Origin of the sequence: Candidatus Borkfalkia ceftriaxoniphila (genome assembly GCF_004134775.1) — a bacterium.
Lineage (GTDB): Bacteria > Bacillota > Clostridia > Christensenellales > Borkfalkiaceae > Borkfalkia > Borkfalkia ceftriaxoniphila.
Genome location: NZ_SDOZ01000005.1, coordinates 1 through 22,204, shown reverse-complemented (window position 1 = coordinate 22,204; position 22,204 = coordinate 1). Strand labels below are relative to the sequence as shown.

The window sequence follows — 22,204 nt, the reverse complement described above, 5'->3', positions numbered from 1 at the left end:
TGCCGCTTTCCGACAGAACAGTTACATTCAAAAAGCAATGTATCCGTCCCGCCGTACGGCGGGACGTGAATTACAAGGCTGACACCCGAGAATTTTCCGTAACTTATTTGTTAAGCTGGGGAAGAATTTTCTCGACGTCGGAATGGGGACGGGGAATTACGTGGGTTGCTACCAACTCGCCGAGTTTGGACGCGTTCGCAGCGCCTGCCTGCACGGCAGCGTTCACGGCGCCGACGTCGCCCCTGACCATCACGCTGACCAATCCGCTACCGATCTTCTCGGTGCCGACCAGCGTAACGTTCGCGGCTTTGAGCATAGCATCGGCAGCCTCGATTGCGGCTACCAAACCTCTCGTTTCAACCATACCTAATGCTTCGAGTGACATTTCTTTCTCCTCCTTCAGAGATTTAAACAAATTTATTCGTAAATGGGCTGTCTGCCCGAATTACCTATGAAATCAAGTGTCGTGTTTCATCGGTTCCGCTTTTCCCGCTTTCTTTTCGAGACGGGAAGCCGAAAGTTTAACGATGCGTTCCGTTTCCGAATGCGGATTTGCGATGACCGCTTTTGCGACGGGCTTTTTGATCGCGTGCGCCGCAGCAGCTTCTACCGCTTCGGTCACGGCGGATACGTTCCCTCTCACGATGAGAGTGACCAATCTGCCGCCGAGTTTTCTTTCCCAGCTCACAAGTTCGACATCCGCCGTTTTGCACATGATGTCGAGAGCGTCGATCGCCGCGGTTACGCCGGATATTTCGATGAATCCGAGTGATCTTTCCATGATATCCTCCGGCTTCGCCAATGATTAAAGTTTGGGAAGGATCTTTTCTACGTCCTGATGGGGACGGGGAATTACGTGGGTCGCTACCAACTCGCCGAGTTTCGCGGCGTTCGCAGCGCCCGCCTGCACGGCCGCATTGACGGCGCCTACGTCGCCTCTGACCATCACGCTGACCAATCCACTGCCGATCTTCTCGGTGCCGATCAAGGTGACCTCCGCTGCTTTTACCATTGCATCCGCCGCTTCGATCGCCGCCGTCAAGCCTCTGGTTTCAATCATGCCCAATGCTTCCTTAGCCATTTTGTATATCCTCCTAAAATGATTCTGATTTTATAAATATTTTCAGTTTTTATCGAGAGCGTTGATCTTCAACATCTTCTCGGTATCCCCTTCGGGATTTGGAATAATATGTCTGCTGACTACGCCCGACACGCGCTCCGCGGCAGCGGCTCCCGCCTCTACCGCCGCTTCCACCGCCGCAACGTCGCCACGGAATTTGATGGAAACGATGAGGGGCACGGGAAGCGCGTCCGCGTTACCGGGTTTGTTTTTATCGAAATTTTCGATCGCGACGTCAGCCGCTTTGCAGCCCGCGTCCGCCGCGACGAATCCCGCGACCAAACCGAAAACTTCGAGTATTCCGACAGCTTTTGCCATAAATCACACCTGCTTATTTGTTGATGATCGCGATCTTCAAACCTTCCATTTTCAGGTTTGTTCTGTGCCCTTCGTTGATCTCTTCGAGCGGGTACGTATGCGTGATCAGTTTGGACATCGGAAGTCCGATGCCGTTGGCGCGTTTCAAGAAATCGAAAGTGGTCGCGTAGTCGCGCAGGGTATAGACCCAGGAACCGACCGTCGTGATCTCTTTGGCGCAGATATCGAAATGGGGATTGATGGTCGCGTCGCCGCCGTTGATGAAGAATCCCAACTCGCACAGGCCTCCGCCGTTGCGGATGAACTTATAGATATTGGAATGCGCGACGGGCGAACCCGTGCATTGGAAAGCGAAATCCGCGGGATGTCCGCCGAAACTCTCTTCCACCGCTTTCGCGAGGTTTTCGATCCCCTTATGATCTTTGAAATTGACGGATTTGTTCGCGCCCATTTCTTTGGCGAAATCGAGGCGCTTCTGTTCTCCGTCCACCGCGGTGATATTCTCCACGCCCATGGTGCGCAGCACCGCAATACAGATCAGCCCGATCGGGCCGCAGCCCTGCACGACGACGCGGCTGTTGAAACGCAGGATACCCGTCGTCTTGGCGCGTTCCACCGCATGGATGAGAACGGCGCAAGGCTCGATGAGGATTCTCGAATACAGATCCAGATCGCTCACGTTGAATACCGTGCTGCCGCCGCGGATCAGAATGTAATCGGCAAACCAGCCGTTGAAATGAATATCGTCGTCGGGGAGCAGTCCGTACACGTCCGCGCCGCCCACGTTTTGCTTATTCAGATCGAACATGGTAATATCGGGATTGTCTTTGAAGATCATGCAGGACACGACTTTGTCGCCGATATGTAAATCTTTGCCCGCGCTGTCCTTCTTGACGTTTTTGCCCATTTTGACGATCTCGCCCGTACCCTCGTGACCGAGAACGACTGGAATGAGATTGAACGGGTCGCGCTTGAATTCGTGCGCGTCCGTCCCGCAGATGCCGCACCCTTCCACTTTTACGAGGATATCGTCGTCGCCGACGGCGGGAAGCGGATATTCTTTGATCTCGTATTTTTCTTTTTCGACGAGCATGGCAACGCGCGCTGTCTTGGGAATACCCGCGGACGCCGTGCTCGGCTTTGCTGCGGCGGGAGCGGATTTCGCCGCGCCGCCCGTCATATCTTCCAGAACTTTTCTGACAATGTCAGCCAACTGTTTTTCGTCCATTTTACTCTCCTTACATTATCGGATACATAGGCTGTCGCACAAGACGCATCTGCGGCGCTTCGTGAACGTAGCCGCAGACGTCAGGCCTTCGCCCGTACGGCTCGCGATCGTAAAGGTGCAGAACCCTTCGCCGCCGAACCCGATCGCGGAATAGGAAGGCCCGTTTTTGACGAGGATCGCCGTATCGATCGCCTTCGCGTACTTCGTGATATTATCTACGTTTTTGGAATGAATATGCGCCGAATGGCGGTTGCCGTGTTCCAGCCATACCGCTTTTTCGACCGCTTCGTCGAAATCCTTGGCGCGGACGATGCCTAAAATGGGCATCATCAACTCTTCGGAAATGAGCGGGTGCTCTTTCTCTCCCTCAAAGATGATACAGCGGATACTGTCGGGAACGTCCACGCCGATCATGGCGAGCAGCGCCTTGGCGCTCCTTCCCACGCACTTACGGTTGAGCCCCTTGGGCGTCAAAACGGTCGCGACGAGTTTATCCTGCTCTTCCTTGCTCGCGAGATAGCAGCCCTGCTCGGTGAGCATATAGTGCATGAGTTCTTCCACGACGGAATCTACGGCGACGACTTCCTTTTCCGCGATGCAGGGAAGGTTGTTGTCGAACGTACAGCCGTTGACGATGTCTTCCGCCGCTTTGCGGATATCCGCCGTTTCGTCCACGAGTGCGGGAGGATTGCCCGCGCCCGCGCCGATGCCGCGCTTGCCCGATGAGAGCACCGCGGTCACAACGCCGGGACCGCCTGTCGCGGCGATCAGGGGAATATCTTTATGTTTCATCATGATCTCGCTGCTCTGCAAGGTAGGTTTCACCAAAGAGCAGGCGATATTTTCGGGACCGCCCGCCTCAAGCGACGCCTCGTTGATCATGCGTACCGCGAAGTTGGAGGTCTTGATGGCGGCGGGGTGCGGGTTGAATACGACCGTGTTGCCGCCCGCGATCATGCCGATACTGTTGCACAAAATGGTTTCGCTCGGGTTGGTGCAGGGAGTGATCGCGCCGATCACGCCGAAGGGCCCCATTTCGATGAGAGTCAATCCCCTGTCTCCCGACCATGCCACCGTCTGAATATCTTCCGTCCCGGGTGTTTTTTCCGCCACGAGACGGTGTTTGAGAATTTTATGTCCGACATTTCCCATGCCGGTTTCTTCTACGCCCATACGGGCGAGCGTTTCAGCATTTTCCAGCGTCTTTTTGCGAATGTTGGAAATGATTTTTTCTCTTTGGTCCATGGACATTCTCTTCAAAATCGCCTGCGCCTTTTTTGCCGCCGCGATCGCTTCGTTCATATCCGTGAATATTCCCATTCCCGTTTCGACTTCCGCGCCGAGGTTCAACTTGGCTACGACTTCTTTCACAATGTCCTGAACTGCTTTTTCGTTCAACATTCCGAAATCTCCTTAAATTTATCTCTGCCGAATGCGGCGAGCGCGGTGTCCTGTTCTGCGGATCCGCCGCTGACGCCCAAACCGCCGACGATCTTACCGTCGATCTCCAGAGGTTCTCCGCCCCCGAAAATGACGATTTTGCCCTGATTCGTAAACTGTATGCCGTACAAAGAACCGCCCGGCGCCGCAAGCGCCGCCAGTTTTTGCGTGGACATTTTCAGAGCGACGACCGTGTACGATTTTTGAAGAGCGACATCCCAACTGGCGAGATACGCGTCGTCCATGGACTCGACGAGGACGGGGTTCCCGCCTTTGTCCGCCACGGCGACGACCGCCTTGACGCCCATTTCGCGCGCGCGCTCACGGACGGCCTCGGCAAGTTTTTTCGCCTTTTCCAGCGTCATCTTGTGACTGCCGCAGCGGCAGACGTGCTCTTCTTTTTGCGGTTCGGCAAGAGACGAGCGGACGATCTTTTCGACCGCCGCGGCTATCTCTTTTTCATTCATACGCTTACAGGCCGAGTTCCTTCATCACCTTTTTGGTGATCGCGGCAACCACGTCCTCATCGGAAGCGGCACAGGATTTTTCGGTGTTCGCACAGCCGCCGCACGAATGGCAACTGGGTTTGCCGTCCTTCGCGTTGAGGCACACGTTGGCGGGGTGCTTGCCCTTCAAGCCGAACTGACGGCGGATCTCATACAGTCTTTCGACCTGCGCTTTGGAGAGTTCCTTCGGGCCGCCGAGTTGTCTGGAAAGGAAAAGAAGCTGCGCGTAGAATTCTACGGATTCCATTTTATGATAAGCGTTCAAAAGAGAGTCGGAGTAAGCGAGCGCGCCGTGATTCTCCAAGAGGACGGCGTCGAAATACTGCAGGTATTTGGAAACCGCGTTGGGGATCTCCTCGGTGGAAGGCGTGCCGTATTCCGCGATGGGAACGCATCCCAGAGCGATGACGGCTTCGGGCATGATGGGCTGCGTCAAAGGAATGCCCGCGATCGCGAAAGCGGTCGCATACATGGGATGCGCGTGCACGACCGATTGCACGTCGGGGCGCTCTTTGTAAACGCGCATATGCATTTTGATCTCGGAAGAAGGCTTGAATCCCTTATTCGCCTGAATGACCTGTCCGTTTTCGTCGACTTTGCAGATGTATTCGGGAGTCATGAAACCTTTGCTCACGCCCGTGGGGGTGCAAAGAAATTCGTGGTCGTTGAGTTTAACGGAAATATTACCGTCGTTTGCAGCAACCATGCCGCGGTTGTAGATACGCTTGCCAATGTCGCAAATCTCTTTTTTGATTTCGAACTCGTTTACCATTTTTACCTCTCCTAATATTGGTTTTTATTTATTGTTCATGTACATTATACAACCAAATCCCACACAAGTCAACACTTTAATACAAAATAATGAAAATATTTTTGTGGGATTTTGTTGATTACTGTTTATTTTCGGTTTCCCAGGGAAGAACGTCGCCATCTTCCTTCAAATAGTCGAAAATTTCGGCGATCCCCTCTCCCGAAACGGAGGAAACGTAGAATATTTTTTCGCAGCCCGTCAGCCTCAGCCAGGCGGCGGCGCGTTCCGGATCGCCCTCGGGATCGTCGATCTTGGTCACGATCCCCACCACTTCTCGGTTGACCATCCCCGTCACGTTGGGCGGATAGAGCGAGAAGGGTTCCGTGGACGACATCAGCAGCCCCACCACGTCCGCCTCGTAGGCGTACAGGGCGATGGCGTAGCCCAGATGCTTTGTTTCGATATATTCGCCGGGCGTATCGATGAGAGCGCCCTGAAAGTTGATATACTGCGTTTTTTTATAGTCGAGTTTTTCCCCTTTCAGCGCCTGCGTCAGCGTGGTCTTGCCCGCGCCCGTGCGTCCTATCAGTAATATCTTGCGCATATTACGTCTTTGTTATTTTGCAGCAGGTAAAGCCCAGAATATTTTCGGCGTAATCCATGAGCGCGGAGAGCGCCGCCTCGACTTCGGAAACGGTACCCGTCACGATGAGCGTGCCGCTGAAACGGTCTACGAACCCGAGTTCGATGCCCGCGGCTTTGATGGAGATATCTCCCAGTATGATCGCCGTTTCCGCAGGGCTGACCGTCACGATACCGATCGCGGATTTACTGTAATCGATGGCGGGGTTGAGCCCGAGTTTCTGATACAGCACTTTATCGGGATTGGCGATGACGTGCGCGATGGTGATCTGTTTGCCGGGAACAAGTTCCTGTACGATGCGCAGTTTTCCGCTCTTGTCGTTTAACATATCGTCGAGTTTCAATGTCAACCTCCGATCTGGCAATCCAGGCCCGATACTCTCTGCGCCGCGCGCAGAAGTTCCTGCATGGTTTCGTTTGCGGGCGGAAGAATATGTTTGAGTTCGTATTCCCTTCCCAGTCCTTCGTATTTATCCTGTCCCAAACGGTGATACGGCAGTAAATGCAGACGTTTCACCCCGGGAAGTTTCGCCGCAAATTCCGCGATGGAAGAAATCTCTCCGACCGTCGCGTTAAAGGTCGGTATCACGGGGACGCGGATAATGAGTTCGGTCATGCCGCTCGCCGCGACCTTTTTCGCGTTTTCCAGCATCAGTTCGTTGCTCTTACCCGTGAATTCGCGATGCTTTTGCGGGTCCGTATGTTTGATATCCATTAAATAGGTGTCGAGATACGGGAGAATACGTTCGATGACGGAATATTCTGCGCACGCCATGCTCTCCATCGCGGTCGTCAGCCCCAGATCTTTCGCCCCGTGCAAAAGCGCTTCGCAAAAATCGGGCTGGCACAGGCTCTCGCCGCCGGATAAGGTGAGCCCCCCGCCGCTGCGGCGGTAGTACGTGCGGTCTTTTTCCACCGTTTCCAGCACTTCGCGCACGGTCACGTCCTGCCCTATGACCTTGGGCTTGCCCTGTACGGTCATCGTCTGGATCCGATATTCCTGCGATTCGGGATTACAGCACCATTTACATCGGAGCACGCATCCCTTTAAAAATACGATGGTGCGTATCCCCTTTCCGTCGTGAATGGAAAATCTCTGTATGTCGAAGATCCGTCCCTTCGTGTCCAAGTATTTTTCAGCCATGATTTACAATCCCTGTTCGGTACGGTTGATGATGTCGTCCTGCAAACTGCGCGACAGCGTGGTAAAGAGGGCGCTGTATCCCGCGACACGCACGACGAGGTGCTTGTATTTTTCGGGATACTTCTGCGCGTCCAGCAAAGTTTCGCGCGAAACGACGTTGAACTGCATATGGCTGCCTTTCTGATCGAAATAGGAGCGAATGAGTGCCACGAAATTTTCCAGTCCCGCGCGTCCGCTCAAAGCGGACGGATGGAACTTCTGATTGAACAGCGTGCCGTTGGACGCGATATAATGGTCGAGCCTGGAAACGGAATTCGCCGCCGCGGTCGGACCGTGCACGTCCTTTCCCGCAGAGGGAGAAACGCCGTCCGCCACGGGTCTTCCCGCGAGCCTGCCGTCGGGCGTCGCGCCCGTTTGCGCGCCGAGCGGTACGTTTGCCGAAACGGGGTACAGCCCCGCCTGGAACATACCGCCGCGCGGGTTTTTGAAAGTTTCCAGCGGGCGGGTGTAAGTGTACGCCACGTCGCGTGCGAACGCGTCCACTTCCTCGATATCGTTGCCGAACTTCGGCACTTCCTCGATCATTTCCAAAAGTTTATCGTATTTGTCGGTAGGTTTCGTCAACTGAGCGACCGCCGCGGCGATCTCTTCGGGAGAAACCTGTTTTCCCGCCGCGCGCAGTTCTTTGACCGTTTCCGCAACGACCTGCGCCGTCTTCGAGGCAGGCAGTCCCTTGCCGTAATTCTCGGCGAGCGCCTCGCGGAACTGGGCGAGAGTGAGTTTCTTTTCCTCGAACACCAATTTTTTGATGACGTACAGAGAGTCCGCCATGTTGGCGATGCCGAAGCCCTGCGGCCCCGTAAAGTTATAGATCGCGCCGCCTTCCTGCACCGTCTTGCCGCGCCCGATACAATCCTCGATCATGCCCGAAAGGAAAGGCAGCGGGCAGCGCTCCGCGTGCGCCACGTCGATGGCGTTGTCTGCGTTGACAAGCAGCGAGATCGCGTAATTCATCTGTTTTTTGTAGGCGTCGTAGAATTCTTCGAAAGTAGTCATCTGCGCCACGTCGCCCGTATGTATACCGACGAGTTCACCGTTCTCCATGCCGTCGGAGAACACGAGTTCAAGCGGTCGGCACATATTGAAAAACGCCGCGTCGTGCCAACCTTCCGTCTTGCCCGCTTTCTGCGGTTCGACGCAGCCGATGATATTGTACTCGCGCGCGTCCTGCAAAGTCAGACCGCGGCTCATCAGCGAAGGGATGACGACTTCGTCGTTATAGTACGCGGGAAGTCCCACGCCCGTACGGGTAAGCGTCGCCGCATGAATGAGCAGATCGTGCGGGCTTCCGTTCCACACGCGGATGGAGAGCGACGGCTGCGGCAGCATCACGTGCATGGACGCGCTGATGCACATAAAAGACAGATCGTTTGTGACGTCCAGTCCTTCGGCATTCTGTCCGCCCACGATGAGGTTCTGGAACAGGCTGTACCCGGCAAAGCCTTCCGCGCTCGCGGCGTCGCGGCATTTATTCAGATCGTTGAGTTTGACCCATATACAGTCGATGAGTTCCTGCGCGAATTCGCGCGTGATCGCACCCTTTTCGAGATCTGCTTTATAATATGGATACATATATTGGTCGAATCTTCCCGGCGAAATGGAATGACCGCTCGATTCGATCTGCAAAAGTTGCTGTACGAACCAGAATGCCTGACACGCTTCCCAGAACGATCTCGCGCCGTTCGCGGGAACGTTCGCGCAGTTTTCGGAAATCTGCAAAAGTTCGCGCTTGCGCTCGGCGTCCGTTTCCTTTTCCGCCATTTTCCTTGCGAGATCGCTGTAACGCTCGGCATAGATGATCGCAGCCTCGCAACTCAGGATGACCGCGTTTAAAAAGTGCGAACGCTTTGCATAATCGGCGTCGCCGAAGTCGGCCTCTTCCAAAGCCTTTTTCGCTTTCGCGGCGATCCCCTTAAAACCGACCGCGAGGATCCAGTCGTAATGTACGGTCACGTGCCCCACGCCGTTATAGAAATAGTTTCCGGGCGTGAAGATATTGTGGTCGATGGCTCGTATCGCCTCGGGCGACATATAGGAAGTGGCAAGTTCGCTCGTCGTCTTGCCCTTCCAGTACTTGTCCGCCTCCGCGATCTCGCGTTTTGCGTCTTCGGAAATATAGAAAGGGTCGGCGGAACGCGTCGCTACCGTGTCGAATTCCGCTTCCAGCCATTCATAGGAAAACTCGGGATAGGTCTGACACCCGCGCGGCGCCAGCGTCGTACTGCCCACGACCAGTTCCTCGTCGCGGATGATGATGGGAATGTTTTGCAAGATATGCAAAAACGCCTTCGCACGCCGGGTGATCATCGGTTCGCCCTCTGTCATTCGATAGGATTCGGTGATCAGACGCGCTCGCGCGGATTCGATTTCGGGCATTTTTTTGAAGAGATCGTCTTTCAGCCTCGCGATTCGGTCTCTCATCGCTATCGTTTCAGAATAATACTTAGCCATAATACTTCCCTTCCTCTCTTTTTCATTCGTTTTTATTATACGATACATTGCTTCGCTTGTCAATAGGTTCACGTGAAAAATTTGTGGTTTTTTGAATATTTTTTGTTGACTTGTGTGGATTATCTGAATTTATTTTTGAGAAATGTGTGTAAAATTGTTGTTTTTTCTGAAAACACGCGCTATAATAGTATCATGAAAGCGAAGATCGACACACATACCCATACCATCGCGAGCGGTCATTTTACGACGGATACCGCGACGGACCTTGCCCGCGCCGCAAAAACGGCGGGACTGAGCGTCCTTGCGATCACCGATCATTCGCCTTCCGTTCCCGGCTCCGCAAAGGAAAGTTATTTCCGCAATCTCAAATATTGTGAAAAAACGCGCTTCGGCGTGCGCATCCTCTACGGCACCGAAGCGGACGTGCTCGATACCGAAGGCACGCTCGGGCTTCGAAGCGATATTCTGGAAGAAATGGATATCGTCATTGTGAGCCAGCACCCGCCCTGCTTTGCGCCCAGGAGCGCGAAGGAAAACACGGCGGCGCTCGTGGCGGCGGTGCGCACGGGTAAAATAGACATCGTGGGACATCCCGACGACGAAAAATATCCCCTTTTTGCCGAAGAACTCGTCAGAGCCTGCGCAGACGCGAATACGATGATCGAATTGAATAATGCTTCCCTGACGCCCGGCGGCTACCGCGGCAACGCGAAAGAGCGCGACGCCGAACTTCTGGCGTTGTGCGAAAAGCATAAAGTGGTCGTTGCTATGGGATCGGACAGTCACGGCGCGGCGCACGTGGGAAATTTTACCTACGCAGAGGCATTGATCCGCGAATGCGCTTTTCCCGAAAATTTACTCGTCAACGCGAACGAAGCGCTTTTCTTTTCGATATTGAAAAGCCATCGCAAACCTTAAAACGCTCACCTCATTTCGGTTTATCCGAAATTCTATTTCCTGATTTTATAAGCAGCCCCCGCACGGTGGTTTACCGTACGGGGGCTGCTTATATATTGATTAATTCAAAAAACCCTGAATGATCATGTCCTCGGCTTCCTGTTCGGAAAGTCCCAGGCTCATCAGTTTCAAAAGTTGTTCTCCCGCGATCTTGCCCACGGCGGCCTCGTGTACGAGGCTCGCTTCGGGGCTGACCGCGTCGATCTTCGGCGTGGAAACGATGCGCGCTCCGCCCAAAAGAATGCCGTCGCATTCCACATGCCCGAAACAGGCGTTTTTCCCCACCATGTCCGATTTGAAAAACTGCGAACTGTTCCCCTTCGCTACGCTGCGGCTGACGATATCGGCGCTGCTCTCTCTCCCTTTCAACAAAACGCGGAAGGAAGTTTTCGCCACCTCTTCGCCGTCTGTGAGAAGTTTCTCCTTGACGACGAGCCGCGCTTTTTTGCCTACGGTTGCAACCGTCTTGCGGTCGGTATAGGTGACGCCGCCCAACTGCGTGGATTCCATCACGAACTCCGCGCCTTCTTTCAAGAAAATATAGGTCACGGGATCGAACACCTTTTTTCCTTCACCGTTTCCCGACGCGTAATGTTTTTCCACATAGCGCACTTTGGAATTTTCAGAAAGATAAAAGGTGTGGATGCCGTCGTGTTCAGATGCGCACGCGCTGTCGTTATGAATACCGCACCCCGCGACGATAGTCACGTCCGCTCCCTCGCCGATATAAAAATCGTTGTATACGGTGTCATGGAAATCCCCAACGGTCAACAATACGGGTATATGCACAGATCTGTTCGTGACGCCCGCCTTTACGATGATATCAATGCCGTCCTTATCCGTTTTGGGAACGATTTCGATGTCTGCGGTGGAATTGCGCGCCAACAACTGCCCGTTTTTACGGATATTGAAACTTCCCTCGGGAATACCGTGCAGATCCGCAATGGTTTCCAACAGTTCTTTATCGAGATTGTCCATTGTCAGCCTCCTTGACGTTTTTCCAGCATCCGTTGGGACGGTCGGTAATGCGGCATAAAATTTCGTCGCGCCCGCCCTCGAGGAAAGTTTTATCGCCCTCGAACAGCACTATTTTATCCGCGGTTTCCAAAATACGGTTCTGATGGCTGACGATGATGACCGTCTTGTCGTGCAATTTTTTGAATAAGGTCACGAGATCTTCGAAACTCCAGAGATCGATGCCCGCTTCTGGCTCGTCCAGCAAAAACACCTCGCCGCCCTTGGCGATGGTCATGGCAAGTTCGATGCGTTTGAGTTCCCCGCCCGACAGTGTGCCGTCTACGGTGCGGTCGATATAATTGCGCGCGCAGAGCCCCACAACGGAGAGGCAGTCGCACAGTTCGTTCTGCGTCAGTTTTTTGCCGCTCGCAACGTCGAGAAGTTTTTTTACGGTGATGCCCTTGAAACGTACGGGCTGCTGAAATGCGATCGTAAAGCCGAGTTTCGCGCGTTCGGTAATAGTTTTGTTTTGAATTTCTTCGTTTCCGAAATATATTTTACCCGAAGTCGGCTTTTCGATGCCCATCAGCAATTTGATGAGGGTGGATTTACCGCTCCCGTTCGGGCCCGTGATGACGGTAATGCTCTTTTCGGGAAAAGTCAGATTTACGTTTTCCAGAATCGTCTGTTTTTCTCCCGTCCTCTCGTCCTTGACGGAATAGCACACATTTTTGAGCTCGATCATAAATACTCCCGCCGCGCCGATTCCGCGCGCGTTTTCCTTGGCAATATTATAGTTTTTTTGTCACGGTTCTGTCAAATCATTTTCCCGCCACATGAAAAAAACCACCGTTGCGGCGGTTTTTCATTTTTTTACAGGTTTCAGCGATTGAGTTCTTCTTTAAAAATTTTCCCGGGCTTGAAAGCGGGAACTTTGCAGGCTGCAATGGTAATCTTTTCACCCGTAGCAGGATTTACGCCCTCTTTTTCGCTGCGCTCTTTCGTCTCGAACGTGCCGAACCCGACGAGTTGCAATTTGTCGCCGCTGATCAGAATCTCTTTGACGTTCGCAACGAACGCGTCCAGAAACTTTTCCGCATCGCTCTTTTTCATAGCGGTATCTTCGGCAAGTTTTGCGATGAAATCACTTTTATTCATATGAATTTCCTCCTGTTACTATAAAAGTAAGTGTTTACATTTTACCATAAAACAAGAGGAATGGCAACCTTTTCAAACAATTTTTTTCCCGCGGTATTTTATACTAATGGTAAGATGAAAAAGCGCCTATCGGTTCGATAGGCGCTTTTTGGAGCTGTTAGCGGGATTTGAACCCGCGACCTCGTCCTTACCAAGGACGTGCTCTACCGCAAAAAGAGAAAGTGTTCTAAAAAGATAAAAACGGCGAAAAAGACACAATATCTTGTGCCTTTCCGCCGTTTTTTTATTATTTGACCACAATTCAAAGAAAAATGGTAGTAACGGTTTTTCGCCGCATTTACTACCATTTACCACCATTTTAGATTTTTTAGACCGTTTCGAACAGTTTCAGGGCGTTCTTGATGAGTATCAGCCGATTGGATTGCAGCGTGTTTTAGGAAAACAAAAACAAAGAAAAAATTGTTCGTTGTCCTAAATTTACCGAATGCAAAGGCGTCAATATCCCGATAGCATCTCAATTCTTACATTTTATCGAAATATTTATAACAAATTTCCCCAAAGGTATTGATTTTCGCCGAAAAGTTTGATATAATAAAACCAATAGGAGAAAACAATGGTTTTAACGTTTGACAGTTTAGCATTACAATTCAAGGATTACACCGACGTGAAAGGGAAGATACGCCGCGAAGTACAATCCGGGCGATTGACGCAAATCACGCGAGGGTTATACGAAACCGACGCGCGTGCGGACGGCAAATATCTTGCGGGCGCAATCTACGGTCCGTCTTATCTTTCTTTCGATTATGTGCTGTCGATGTGTTCACTGATTCCCGAAGCGATTTTCCGGACTTACACGTCCGCAACGTTCCGTAAAGGCAAAGCAAAGCAGTACGACAACGCATTCGGCGTATTCATATACAGGGACGTCCCTGCCGCCGTCTACAATTTAGGCGTGAAAATTCGTGAAGAAAACGGTTATTCCTATCAGATCGCCACGCCTGAAAAAGCGCTGTGCGACAAACTGTACACCATATCACCCGTAGGTTCAATCAAGGCAATGCGGGTGTTACTGTTCGACGATTTGCGCGTCGATGAGAGCGACTTTTGGCAGTTGAACTTGGACGACATCAGACAGCTTGCGCCGCTTTACAAATCGACTAATCATAAATATCTTGCAAAGCTGATCGACGGAGGAAAATAAATGCAGACAATTTTAAGCCAAATGCTTGCCCTATATCCCACGCAGTCGCAAAGCGACGAAAAGAACGCACTGACCGAAGTCATACAGGAAGTCGCACTATGCGGACTTTCACGCGCAGGATTTTTCAAAGACGCCGCGTTTTACGGTGGAACGGCATTACGTATCTTTTATGGACTTGACCGATTTTCCGAAGACTTAGACTTTTCGCTAATAGCGCCCGACGCCGATTTTGAACTGAAAAAATATTTCTCGGTTTTGGAGAGCGAACTGCATGCCGTCGGACTGAATTTCAAGGTGGAAGAAAAGGTCAAGACAGCAGACTCCAATATCAAATCGGCTTTCCTGAAAGGCAACACCAAGGAACATATTTTAAGCGTTTACAAAGACGAACAGAACGCGACGAAAATCAATCCGTCCGAGGTAATTAAAATCAAGTTCGAGGTCGATACTAATCCCCCTGCTTTTGCGACGTTTGAAAACAAGTACCGATTGCTGCCGTCGCCCTATCAAGTAAAACTGTACGATATGCCATCACTGTTTGCGGGCAAACTCCACGCCGTCATCTGCCGTGCGTGGAAAACCCGTGTCAAAGGCAGGGACTTGTACGACTATATTTTCTATCTCTCGCGAAACGTTGCGGTCAATATGCCGCACCTAAAGGCAAGGCTCGTGGACTCCGGATTTATCGATAAGGATTTTAACCTTACCTGCGAAGCTCTGATTTCCATGCTGAACGAACGCTTCGCCGCAATCGACTACGAACAAGCCAAACAAGACGTAATCCCCTTTATCAAAGATAAAACCAAGTTGAACATTTGGAGTACGGAATTCTTTATGGAGATTACGAAAGGATTAAATGCTTAAAAGGCTTGAACCTAGAAATAGCTATTAAGATAAGGAGAATGATTATGGGAAAAACGTATGAATATTGTTATGAAGAAGCAATTGGCATAAGTAAACTAAAGGATGCTTTGAGTACTGCGGGTATTATTATTCTCAAAGAAACATCAATTCAACATGGAACAAAATTTATTTTCCAAAATGGCGCTGCAATAATACTTTATTGTAGTAAGTCTAAAACTTCAAAAATTTATGTTGAAAAAGAAACCACTGAAATAATTGCTTTTCTAGAAAACTTGTGTATGCAAGAAAAACGAATTGAGTCCATTCCTATCTATGCTAGTTTTACTGTCCATTCTGATAAATTTTTAGATATTAAACAAGCAATCATAAGTTCATTTGTTACTACAGAGAAACCAGCAAAAAAAGATACAATTACTTATATTTTAGATGTAACAGAAGAAAATTATCATATAACAGTTACTCAGTTTAACTCAGGAAAATTGTTACTACAAGGGCTTGATTCTTTACTTGTAGATAAGATAAAAGAAATTATAAATATTTATGCTCCAATTTCTAACAAAGAAGAAGCCTTGACTTATGTTGCGAAAGAAAAACAAGCGGAAACTCAAAAAGCAATTGAACAAATTATTGGGTTTGACGAATATTGCGATAAAGCAAAAAAGGCGTTATCAACAGATGCTTATGACTATCTATCTTTAACAGATAAAAAACAAATAGTAACGGCATTTGGTCTTTTGCAAGCAATCAAAGAAAATTCTATTGAACTTCCTGTGTATAATCCTATAGTTTACCCTGTTGCTAAAGCCTTTGAGGGGTTTATATTAAAAATGATGATGGATAAACGGGCGTTTACATTAGAAGAATATCAAAAAAATCCAGAAATTGCTAATATCGGAAATTGGCTTAGAGGCGAAAAGTTTTCAAAGTATATTAAAGATATACGAAGGGATGGGGCAATCAATAAATCATTAATTGCGGCATGGGAAGGAATTCGCTGTTTGGAAATGCATTCAGATCCAGCCAGGAATAATGATATTTCAGATCTTATTACTATTGAGCAAGCAGAAATGAAAATTGGAGCGGTATGCGATGCTATTACTACGGCTTACCAGGTGATAATTAAAAATGGATATTCCGAAGAACAAATGCTTGTACATAAATCCTCTGTTTCAACAAGCAACAATGAGATTAAAGAAATTCCCATATTAGATTGTCATATTGGTACGGATGAATCTGGCAAGGGGGATTATTTTGGCCCTTTAGTTATTGCAGGAGTATATGTATCTAAACATGAAGAAAAAATACTTGCAGAGTTAGGTGTTAGAGATAGTAAAAATAATTCGGATAGTAAAAATTTAGGATTGGCTCAAAAAATACGTGAATTATTAGGAAAAGATAAATTTTCAATAATATGTATTGGACCAGAAAGGTATAACAGTTTATATGAAGAGATGGGAAAAAATTTAAATCGCGTGCTCGGATGGGGACACGCTAGAGCAATCGAAAATTTACTTGCTCTTAATACGTGTGAGCATGCAATAGCAGATCAGTTTGGTGATGAAACTATAATAAATAATGCTTTAATGGAAAAAGGGAAACAAGTTAAGTTATTGCAGACCCCAAAAGGAGAACGTGACATAGGAGTTGCTGCAGCATCAATTCTTGCAAGAGCTCGTTTTTTAGAAGAGTTAGATAAAATAGAAAAAACTGTTAAAATACCAATTGCAAAAGGAGTTAATCCCGTCGTTGAAGAAGCCGCAAAGAAAATTTATTTTTTGGGTGGAATAGATAAACTAAAATGTTTTGTTAAACTGCATTTTAAAACAACACAAAAGATTATTAATTAAAAGGACTAATCTATGGAAAATTTAATTGAATTGCGACAAAAAACGAAGTCTCTTCTTCGTGATAGAAATCCTTCAATTGAAGATTACAATGAAGCTCTGCCTTTATGTAAGGAATTATGGGCACATTTTTCCGATACTCAGGAATTTTGGGACGCTCATCAATACGCAAATTGCTCAAAAAAGTTAGGAGAACTTGATGAGGCAGAAAATGTTTGCAGTTATATATATAAAACATATCACAATCAAAATCTACCCTCATATCAAAAGCGTCCTTTTTCCTACATATTAAATCTATACACATGGGTTATAAATGATAAATATGTCAAGTCCATAAGAAAACCTGATTATCCATATGAAGATATAGTCCTGGATAAATTATTTTTACTTCATGAAATTATTGAATTCGCAGAACAAGATAGTCAACTCCCTTCATTTAACTATTGCGCATTATCAGTGATAAGAGTTTTAATCAAAACAAACAAAAGTTATAATGGTAAAATGCTTTCTATTATCAATTTGATAGATCCTGAGGACTTGTCCTCTATTCCCACTCAATATACGGATCATGCAGGCAAAGAACGCGAAACGGCTTCAGATAAAGAAACCTATTTTCAGTTAAAATCGGATTTATTATTTCGTGATAAGCAATATGAAGATTGTATTTTATGTTGTACAACAGCAATTGATGAAATAGAAAATTTTCATTATGACAATAATATTTGGCTGGAACGCAGAGTTGCTTTAGCATTAGACAATCTAGGGCATATTGATGATGCTATAATAACATTAAAAAAACTAATTGTGATTAGTGATAAATGGTTTTTATTATATGAACTTGGAAAATTCTATTTAAGAAAAAATGAAACAAATCAGGCGCTAATTTTTATGTTGCGCGCTGCCTGCACAAAAGATCCTGAAAAAATGAAAGTAAAGTTGATCGAATCTATTGGCGATATTTTTACTAGCATACAGGTAATAGATTTAGCTCAAGAAAATTATAATTTTGCCAGACAAATACGAGAAGAAAACGATTGGACCGTAAGCCAAACATTAAATAATAAAATCAGCGCAATGACGCCAATTCGGTTTGTCGATATTAGAAAACATTGGATAACCATCTTACATAATAAGGTCGGCGTAAAACATGGCCGCATACTAAAAATATTCCCAGGGCACCGCGGTGGTTTTATACAAGCCGATAAACCGTATTATTTTCAATATAAAAATTTCTTTGGAAAATCTGATTTGTCTAAAGTTGGAGACAATGTGGATTTTGTTATAGTTGAGTCTTTTGACAAGAAAAAACAACAAAATACGGAAGAGGCTATTGCCATTATACCTATAAGAAAATAATTATAATTTTCCCATCAACTTCCGATAATACAGAATTATAGGAACATAGGAGAGCACTATGGGCATTATAGATAAAAAACAAATGACTGAAGAAGACATCAAATTGAATTTTATCACACCGGCGATTTTGGCAAAAGGCTGGCTGGATAAAATCACTATGGAAACTAAAGTCAATTTTACTGACGGTAAGGTAAATCTACGAGGAAATAAAGTCAGCCGCGAAGCTCCTAAAAAAGCCGACTACATACTCTACTATAACAAAAACAATCCGCTCGCCGTGGTTGAAGCAAAGGACAATAACCACAGCGTATCTTTCGGCATGCAACAGGCAATGCTCTATGCTCAAATGCTCGACGTCAAGTTCGCATATAGCTCTAACGGCGATGCATTCCAAGAATTTGATTTTATTACCGGCGTTGAACGCGAAATTGCGTTGGACGAGTTTCCCTCCCCAGAAGAATTGTTTGCGCGCTATCAAAAAGAAATAAACGATGGACAAGGATTATCGGAAGCGGAGCGCACTCTCATTAACCAACCGTATTATACCAGCCAAAGCACCTATCCCCCTAGATATTACCAGCAAGTTGCCGTAAATCGCACGATGGACGCGATAGCAAAAAACCAAAATCGCATTTTGCTTGTTATGGCAACGGGCACGGGTAAAACTTACACGGCATTTCAAATTGTATATCGGCTGCTACAGAGTGGCATAAAACAAAAGATACTTTATCTTGCCGACCGTAATAATCTTGTCGATCAGACAATAAGCGGAGATTTTAAGCCGCTTGAAAAAGTTATCCACAAAATCAATTTTGCGAAGGATAACCGCACCACAATTACTTCTCATCAGGTATATTTTTCTCTTTACCAACAACTTGTTGGGAATAAAACAACCGAAGAAGAAACGGACGAGGAAACGCTTGCTCACTATAAGCAACTATTCGACAAAGACTTTTTCGATTTAATTATTGTAGATGAGTGTCACCGCGGCAGCGCAAAAGAAGAAAGCCGTTGGCGTAAAGTGTTGGAATACTTTTCTTCCGCAACGCAAATTGGTATGACTGCCACGCCGAAGGAAACGGCGTATATTTCCAACATTGACTACTTTGGCGAACCGATTTATAAGTATAGTTTGAAAGAAGGCATTGACGACGGATTCCTTGCGCCATTCAAGGTCATACGCATAATAACCGATATCGACGATGAATGGCGTCCTCGGAAAGGCCAATGCGATATATATGGGTATGAAATCGAAGATCGTATCTACAATAACAGCGACTACGATTACAATATTATCATTCAAGATCGAATCGACATGGTCGCAAATGAGATTACAAATTATCTCAAAGCGACCGACAGAATGGCAAAGACGATTGTATTCTGCGCAACGGAAGACGCGGCGGAACGGATGCGTGTTGCTCTCCGAAAGTTGAACGCCGATATGTGCGCCGAAAATCCGGATTATATCGTGCGGATCACAGGTAGCGACGAGTATGGAAAGAGCAAGTTGAAATATTTTATTTCCGCATCTGCCAAATACCCGGTGATTGCCACTACTTCAAAGCTCCTTTCTACCGGCGCAGACTGCAAAATGGTAAAACTGATCGTCATTGACGAAATGATCGGTTCAATGACAGAATTTAAGCAAATTATCGGTCGCGGTACAAGATTACGCTATGAAGACGGGAAAACGCACTTTGTAATTATGGATTTCCGTGGCGTAACCAGATTGTTCGCCGATCCCGATTGGGATGGTCCGATTGAACAAGACGAAGAATTTCGCCACGTCGACCCCAAAGAACCTGACGGCGAACCGGTCATCATGCCTACACCCCCTGTAGAGCCTGAACACAAATATGTGGTTGATAGTCGAGGTTGTAAAGTAACGGTTTCGCAGCGAATGGTTTCCGTTTATGATACGGACGGAAAACTATTGCGGCAAGAAAGTATCATTGATTATACAAAGGCAAATATCTATGGAACATTCTCTTCTTTGGACAATTTTATTTTGCAATGGTCTGCAGAAGAGAAAAAGGCTAAAATTCAAGAATTGTTCAGCGAACACGGTATTGACCTGGAACAGGTCAAAGCGAATGAAGGTATGAGTGATGTTGATGACTTTGATTTCATCTGTCACATTGCCTTTAATCAAAAACCTTTGACGCGGCGGGAACGAGCCGAGAATGTTAAAAAACGTAACGTATTTGCAAAATACGGTGGCGAAGCACGGGCGATACTTGAAGCATTGCTGGAAAAATACGCAGATAGCGGTATCTATGAAATTGAGGATATGGATATTCTCAAACTCGATCCGTTTGTCAAGTTTGGCAAGCCCGCAAAAATCGCTCAACTCTTCGGAGGAAGAGAAGGTTATATACGGGCGGTAAGAGAACTCGAAAATGAAATTTATAAGGCGGCATAACAAATGAGTAACATTTCAGGATTTATCAAACGTTTGCGCGATATTATGCGCAATGATGCAGGTATCAACGGCGACGCACAGCGTATCGAACAGATCGCTTGGCTTTTGTTCTTAAAGGTCTATGACACTAAGGAGCAGGACTGGGAATTTGAAGATGAAAAATATCAGTCTATTATTCCCGAGCCTTGCCGTTGGCGAAATTGGGCGCACGAAGAATCGGGTAAAGGAATGACCGGCGATGCGCTGATGAACTTTGTGAATAATATCTTATTCTCCGTGCTGAAAGGTAAGGACATTAAAGATCCTAACGGTAATATTCTTATAAAAGGAATTCAAGTCGACCCCACTACTCCGATTAAAAAAGCAATCGTTAAAACCACATTCGAAGATGCAAACACCTATATGAAAGACGGCGTTCTTCTTCGTCAGGTCATTAGCGTAATTGATGAGTTGGATTTAAGCGATTATGAAGAAAGCCATGCATTCGGCGAAATTTATGAAACGATCCTGCGCGAATTGCAGAGCGCCGGTTCGTCGGGCGAATTTTACACGCCACGTGCAGTTACCGATTTTATGGCGAAAATGATCAATCCACAGGTCGGAGAACACTGTGCGGACTTTGCCTGCGGAACAGGCGGCTTTTTGATAAGCTGGCTGAAAGAGCTGGAAACGAAAAAGAAAAATACGGACGATGTCGAAAAAATTTATAATTCTATTTACGGCATTGAAAAGAAGCAATTCCCGTATATTTTGTGCGTAACCAATATGCTTTTGCATGATGTCGATACCCCGCAAATTTACTATGGAAATTCATTGCTACAGAACATTTTAGATTATACCGACAAGGATAAATTTGATGTCGTTTTAATGAATCCCCCATATGGCGGGAATGAAAAGGCAGATGTAAAAAATCACTTTCCGTCCGATTTGGCGAGCAGCGAAACAGCCGATCTTTTTATGTCGGTCATTATGTATCGGCTGAAAGAAAACGGCCGTGCTGCAGTGATTTTACCTGACGGCTTTTTATTCGGTACGGATAATGCGAAAGTTTCAATCAAAAAGAAGTTACTGTCAGACTTCAATTTGCATACTGTGATTCGCATGCCGGGCAGCGTATTTGCCCCCTATACTTCTATTACAACGAATATTCTTTTCTTCGATAAGACTCGCCCGACCAAAGAAACTTGGTTCTACCGTTTGGATATGCCTCAAGGGTATAAGCATTTTTCCAAGACTAAGCCGATGAAGCTGGAACATTTCACCCCTGCCATGGAATGGTGGAACAACCGTGAAGAAATTATTGTTGATGATGCTCCGAAGGCAAAGAAATATACGGTTGAAGAGATTGCTGCGCTCGGTTACAATATCGACCTTTGCGGATTCCCCCACGAAGAGGAAGAAATTCTTGCTCCACAGGATTTGATCCAACAATATCGTGAAAAACGCGCAAGTTTGGATGCGAACATTGACCGAGTGCTTGCCGAAATTATGACGCTTTTGGGGAATAAAGAATGAAAGCAGAACAATTAAGAAAATCAATCCTTCAATTAGCCATTCAAGGCAAGCTCGTCCCGCAAAATCCGAACGACGAGCCTGCTTCCGTGTTGCTCGAACGCATCCGTGCCGAAAAACAACAGCTTATTAAAGAAGGTAAAATCAAAAAAGATAAAGTCGATTCAGTCATCTTTAAGGGTGATGATAATCGCCATTATGAGAAGGTCGGGAATGAAATCAAAGATATAACCGAAGAAATAGACTTTGAATTGCCCGACGGGTGGGAATATA

At 47.4% G+C, this 22,204-nt stretch carries 22 protein-coding genes and 1 pseudogene; 8 read left to right on the top strand and 15 right to left on the bottom strand.

Annotated features, from left to right (window positions below):
• Positions 1 to 103: 103 nt before the first annotated feature.
• The 12 genes from ESZ91_RS10810 to ESZ91_RS10755 all read right to left on the bottom strand — a co-directional run bounded on the left by ESZ91_RS10810 (position 104) and on the right by ESZ91_RS10755 (position 9,660).
• Positions 104 to 385 carry a BMC domain-containing protein gene (locus ESZ91_RS10810; RefSeq protein WP_129227164.1) on the bottom strand — a complete coding sequence of 94 codons (282 nt, stop codon included), beginning with the start codon at positions 383 to 385 and terminating at the stop codon, positions 104 to 106.
• A gap of 72 nt (positions 386 to 457) precedes the next feature.
• Entirely contained in the window at positions 458 to 781 is a 324-nt protein-coding gene (locus ESZ91_RS10805; protein WP_129227162.1) for a BMC domain-containing protein, read from the bottom strand.
• Positions 782 to 805: 24 nt separating this feature from the next.
• A complete protein-coding gene (locus tag ESZ91_RS10800; protein WP_129227160.1) occupies positions 806 to 1,081 on the bottom strand; it encodes a BMC domain-containing protein in 276 nt (91 codons plus the stop codon).
• Between the two features lie 42 nt (positions 1,082 to 1,123).
• Positions 1,124 to 1,438 carry a BMC domain-containing protein gene (locus ESZ91_RS10795; RefSeq protein WP_129227158.1) on the bottom strand — a complete coding sequence of 105 codons (315 nt, stop codon included), beginning with the start codon at positions 1,436 to 1,438 and terminating at the stop codon, positions 1,124 to 1,126.
• 13 nt (positions 1,439 to 1,451) lie between these two features.
• Positions 1,452 to 2,666, bottom strand: coding sequence for a zinc-dependent alcohol dehydrogenase (locus ESZ91_RS10790; protein ID WP_129227156.1), 1,215 nt, complete (start codon positions 2,664 to 2,666; stop codon positions 1,452 to 1,454).
• A 15-nt stretch (positions 2,667 to 2,681) separates the two neighbouring features.
• A complete protein-coding gene (locus ESZ91_RS10785; RefSeq protein WP_129227154.1) occupies positions 2,682 to 4,067 on the bottom strand; it encodes an aldehyde dehydrogenase family protein in 1,386 nt (461 codons plus the stop codon).
• On the bottom strand, positions 4,061 to 4,573 hold the full coding sequence (locus tag ESZ91_RS10780) for a GlcG/HbpS family heme-binding protein (protein WP_129227152.1): 513 nt from the start codon (positions 4,571 to 4,573) through the stop codon (positions 4,061 to 4,063). Before ESZ91_RS10780 ends, ESZ91_RS10785 begins: the two co-directional genes overlap by 7 nt.
• A gap of 4 nt (positions 4,574 to 4,577) precedes the next feature.
• Complete coding sequence (locus ESZ91_RS10775; protein WP_129227150.1) at positions 4,578 to 5,384, bottom strand: class II aldolase/adducin family protein; 807 nt, start codon at positions 5,382 to 5,384, stop codon at positions 4,578 to 4,580.
• 118 nt (positions 5,385 to 5,502) lie between these two features.
• Complete coding sequence (locus ESZ91_RS10770; RefSeq protein WP_129227148.1) at positions 5,503 to 5,967, bottom strand: EutP/PduV family microcompartment system protein; 465 nt, start codon at positions 5,965 to 5,967, stop codon at positions 5,503 to 5,505.
• Position 5,968: 1 nt separating this feature from the next.
• Positions 5,969 to 6,334: a BMC domain-containing protein gene (locus ESZ91_RS10765; RefSeq protein ID WP_177814721.1), complete on the bottom strand. Its 366-nt coding sequence runs from the start codon at positions 6,332 to 6,334 to the stop codon at positions 5,969 to 5,971.
• A 17-nt stretch (positions 6,335 to 6,351) separates the two neighbouring features.
• On the bottom strand, positions 6,352 to 7,149 hold the full coding sequence (locus ESZ91_RS10760; RefSeq protein ID WP_129227144.1) for a glycyl-radical enzyme activating protein: 798 nt from the start codon (positions 7,147 to 7,149) through the stop codon (positions 6,352 to 6,354).
• Positions 7,150 to 7,152: 3 nt separating this feature from the next.
• Positions 7,153 to 9,660 carry a glycyl radical protein gene (locus ESZ91_RS10755; protein WP_129227142.1) on the bottom strand — a complete coding sequence of 836 codons (2,508 nt, stop codon included), beginning with the start codon at positions 9,658 to 9,660 and terminating at the stop codon, positions 7,153 to 7,155.
• A gap of 192 nt (positions 9,661 to 9,852) precedes the next feature.
• Here ESZ91_RS10755 and ESZ91_RS10750 point away from each other — a divergent pair, with 192 nt between their 5' ends.
• On the top strand, positions 9,853 to 10,578 hold the full coding sequence (locus tag ESZ91_RS10750) for a phosphatase (protein ID WP_129227140.1): 726 nt from the start codon (positions 9,853 to 9,855) through the stop codon (positions 10,576 to 10,578).
• 99 nt (positions 10,579 to 10,677) lie between these two features.
• On the opposite strand, the gene ESZ91_RS10745 is transcribed toward ESZ91_RS10750, so the two are convergent.
• From ESZ91_RS10745 to ESZ91_RS10735, 3 genes are all read right to left on the bottom strand, one after another.
• The gene (locus ESZ91_RS10745) at positions 10,678 to 11,595 is read right to left on the bottom strand and encodes a SufB/SufD family protein (RefSeq protein WP_129227138.1); all 918 of its coding nucleotides are present in this window, start codon (positions 11,593 to 11,595) and stop codon (positions 10,678 to 10,680) included.
• Positions 11,579 to 12,319 carry an ATP-binding cassette domain-containing protein gene (locus ESZ91_RS10740; RefSeq protein WP_129227136.1) on the bottom strand — a complete coding sequence of 247 codons (741 nt, stop codon included), beginning with the start codon at positions 12,317 to 12,319 and terminating at the stop codon, positions 11,579 to 11,581. The genes ESZ91_RS10745 and ESZ91_RS10740 overlap by 17 nt, the downstream gene beginning before the upstream one ends.
• A 137-nt stretch (positions 12,320 to 12,456) precedes the next feature.
• Positions 12,457 to 12,732, bottom strand: a complete 276-nt coding sequence (locus ESZ91_RS10735) for an HU family DNA-binding protein (RefSeq protein WP_129227134.1) — start codon at positions 12,730 to 12,732, stop codon at positions 12,457 to 12,459.
• A 613-nt stretch (positions 12,733 to 13,345) separates the two neighbouring features.
• Between ESZ91_RS10735 and ESZ91_RS10725 the strand changes: the two genes are divergently transcribed.
• From ESZ91_RS10725 to ESZ91_RS10695, 7 genes and pseudogenes are all read left to right on the top strand, one after another.
• A complete protein-coding gene (locus ESZ91_RS10725) occupies positions 13,346 to 13,933 on the top strand; it encodes a type IV toxin-antitoxin system AbiEi family antitoxin domain-containing protein (RefSeq protein WP_129227132.1) in 588 nt (195 codons plus the stop codon).
• Positions 13,934 to 14,797, top strand: coding sequence for a nucleotidyl transferase AbiEii/AbiGii toxin family protein (locus ESZ91_RS10720; protein ID WP_129227130.1), 864 nt, complete (start codon positions 13,934 to 13,936; stop codon positions 14,795 to 14,797). It abuts the gene before it with no gap.
• A gap of 44 nt (positions 14,798 to 14,841) precedes the next feature.
• Positions 14,842 to 16,644, top strand: a complete 1,803-nt coding sequence (gene rnhC / locus ESZ91_RS11680) for a ribonuclease HIII (protein ID WP_161971150.1) — start codon at positions 14,842 to 14,844, stop codon at positions 16,642 to 16,644.
• 12 nt (positions 16,645 to 16,656) lie between these two features.
• On the top strand, positions 16,657 to 17,997 hold the full coding sequence (locus tag ESZ91_RS10710) for a tetratricopeptide repeat protein (RefSeq protein WP_129227128.1): 1,341 nt from the start codon (positions 16,657 to 16,659) through the stop codon (positions 17,995 to 17,997).
• Between the two features lie 58 nt (positions 17,998 to 18,055).
• Positions 18,056 to 20,419: an EcoAI/FtnUII family type I restriction enzme subunit R gene (gene hsdR / locus ESZ91_RS10705; protein WP_129227126.1), complete on the top strand. Its 2,364-nt coding sequence runs from the start codon at positions 18,056 to 18,058 to the stop codon at positions 20,417 to 20,419.
• Between the two features lie 3 nt (positions 20,420 to 20,422).
• On the top strand, positions 20,423 to 21,934 hold the full coding sequence (locus ESZ91_RS10700; RefSeq protein ID WP_129227123.1) for a class I SAM-dependent DNA methyltransferase: 1,512 nt from the start codon (positions 20,423 to 20,425) through the stop codon (positions 21,932 to 21,934).
• Positions 21,931 to 22,204, top strand: a pseudogene (locus ESZ91_RS10695) (restriction endonuclease subunit S); the annotation flags it as partial. The gene ESZ91_RS10700 and the pseudogene ESZ91_RS10695, both read left to right, overlap by 4 nt.